The organism is Mesorhizobium sp. M7A.F.Ca.CA.004.04.2.1 (genome assembly GCF_004022825.1).
In the GTDB taxonomy this organism is placed as follows: Bacteria; Pseudomonadota; Alphaproteobacteria; order Rhizobiales; family Rhizobiaceae; genus Mesorhizobium.
Genome location: NZ_RZPH01001160.1, coordinates 1 through 1,755, shown reverse-complemented (window position 1 = coordinate 1,755; position 1,755 = coordinate 1). Strand labels below are relative to the sequence as shown.

At 65.1% G+C, this 1,755-nt stretch carries 2 protein-coding genes and 1 pseudogene; 2 read left to right on the top strand and 1 reads right to left on the bottom strand.

Annotated elements, in window-relative coordinates:
• Positions 1-429: cobalamin biosynthesis protein (locus tag EN893_RS32465; RefSeq protein WP_164901323.1), on the bottom strand; the 429-nt coding region annotated here is incomplete at its 3' end.
• Here EN893_RS32465 and cobD point away from each other — a divergent pair.
• A complete protein-coding gene (gene cobD / locus EN893_RS32460) occupies positions 428-1,477 on the top strand; it encodes a threonine-phosphate decarboxylase CobD (protein ID WP_127272558.1) in 1,050 nt (349 codons plus the stop codon). The two genes, EN893_RS32465 and cobD, sit on opposite strands and share 2 nt — an antisense overlap.
• A pseudogene (locus EN893_RS32455) lies at positions 1,474-1,755 on the top strand (protein tyrosine phosphatase); the annotation flags it as partial. The gene cobD and the pseudogene EN893_RS32455, both read left to right, overlap by 4 nt.

The window sequence follows — 1,755 nt, the reverse complement described above, 5'->3', positions numbered from 1 at the left end:
GCAGACGCCGGCCCTGTCGAGCGTTTCAGGGTCGCGGCCGACGATTCGCGAAACGGCAAGGCGGGCCAGAGCGAGGCCACCGGTGTCGAGCGCGTCCGCCACAGCCTCGACATGCTCATAGAGGCTCTTCTGCGACAGAAGCGACGTTGCCAGAAGGGCAGTGATGACCAGGCCCATGGGAACGAACCAGAACAGGATCTGCACGCCCAGGCCAATTATCGCCGGCACCAGCACGATGACCAGCAGCGCCTGGACACCACGCTTGCGACGCAGCGCGTCGGGATCAGTGGCGCGGTTGAGCCTGCGGTCGAGAAAGGATATCAGCCTGCCGAACCACGTCACCGGATGGCCGATGGCGCGAAACAGCCAATCGGGGTAACCGAGGGCGAATTCGACGGCCAATGACAGGAAAGCGATCAGGACTGACATGAAGCTTCTTAATGGGGCGGTTGTGGACCATGGTGGAAGTCTTGGCCGCGCGAGGGCGCTTTTCCCCAACGCCCTGCTGCCATTCGTCGACCTCTCGACCGGTATCAATCCGCACTCCTACCCGCTTTTCGACCTGCCCGCCACCTCGCTGTCGCGGTTGCCGGAAGCCGCGCGCACGCGTGAGCTGACAGAGATCGCTGCCAGTGCCTATGGGGCGCCGTCGCCAGCCAATATCGTGGCGGCACCGGGCACGCAGATCCTGTTGCCGCGCGTCGCCTCGCTGATTACCCCCGGAAGGGCGCTGGTGCTGGGTCCGACCTACGCCGAACATGCCCGCGCAGCAGTGATCGCCGGGCACGCGGTGACCGAGGTCGGCGATTTCGCTGACCTGGCGGACGCCGACCTTGCCATCATGGTCAATCCGAACAATCCAGATGGACGTGTCATCGCGCGCGACCGGTTGCTGGCTCTGGCTGCCGGATTGCGCGCCAAGGGCGGGCTGCTGGTTGTCGACGAGGCGTTCATGGATGTTGGGCCGCGCGAGCATAGCCTCTGCGGCGATGTCGGCCAGGGCGGCGTCGTCGTGCTGCGCTCGTTCGGCAAGTTCTTTGGTCTGGCCGGCCTGCGGCTCGGTTTTGCGCTTTCCGATCCTGTGACGGTCGAACGGCTGGAAACACAATTCGGGCCATGGGCCGTCGCCGGCCCGGCGCTGGAATACGGCATTCGCGCGCTTGCCGATATCGGCTGGCAGGACGCGATGCGGGCGGCGCTGGCTGATGAATCGGCGCGGCTCGATGCGCTGTTCGGCCGCTTCGGTATTCCCGTTATGGGTGGCACCACGCTGTTCCGTTTTCTTCGCCTACCGCATGCTGCCGATTTGTTTGCCGCGCTCGGCGGGCGCGGCATTCTGCTTCGCCATTTTGCCGATCGGCCTGACGTTCTGCGCGCCGGCCTGCCGGGGAGTGAGGAGGAATGGCAGCGGCTCGAGACCGTTCTTGCCGAATGGGCGTCGCGGCGCGAGCTTCAATCGAAGGGTTCGAAACAATGATCCATGTCTGCTCGCTGGCAAAGATCGAGGAAACGGTGGCCAGGAGCGGCGCCGACCGCATGCTGTCGCTGCTTGCCGCCGGAACGGCGGTGGTCCGGCCGGCCTCGATATCGAAAGAAAATCATCTGCATCTGGTCATGCATGACATCGCGGCGGCGCAGGACGGCATGACCATGCCCGGCGAGGAGCATGTCCGCAACCTGCTCGATTTCGCGCGCCGCTGGGACCGGGCAAGGCCGATGCTCGTGCATTGCTATGCCGGCATCAGCCGCTCGACG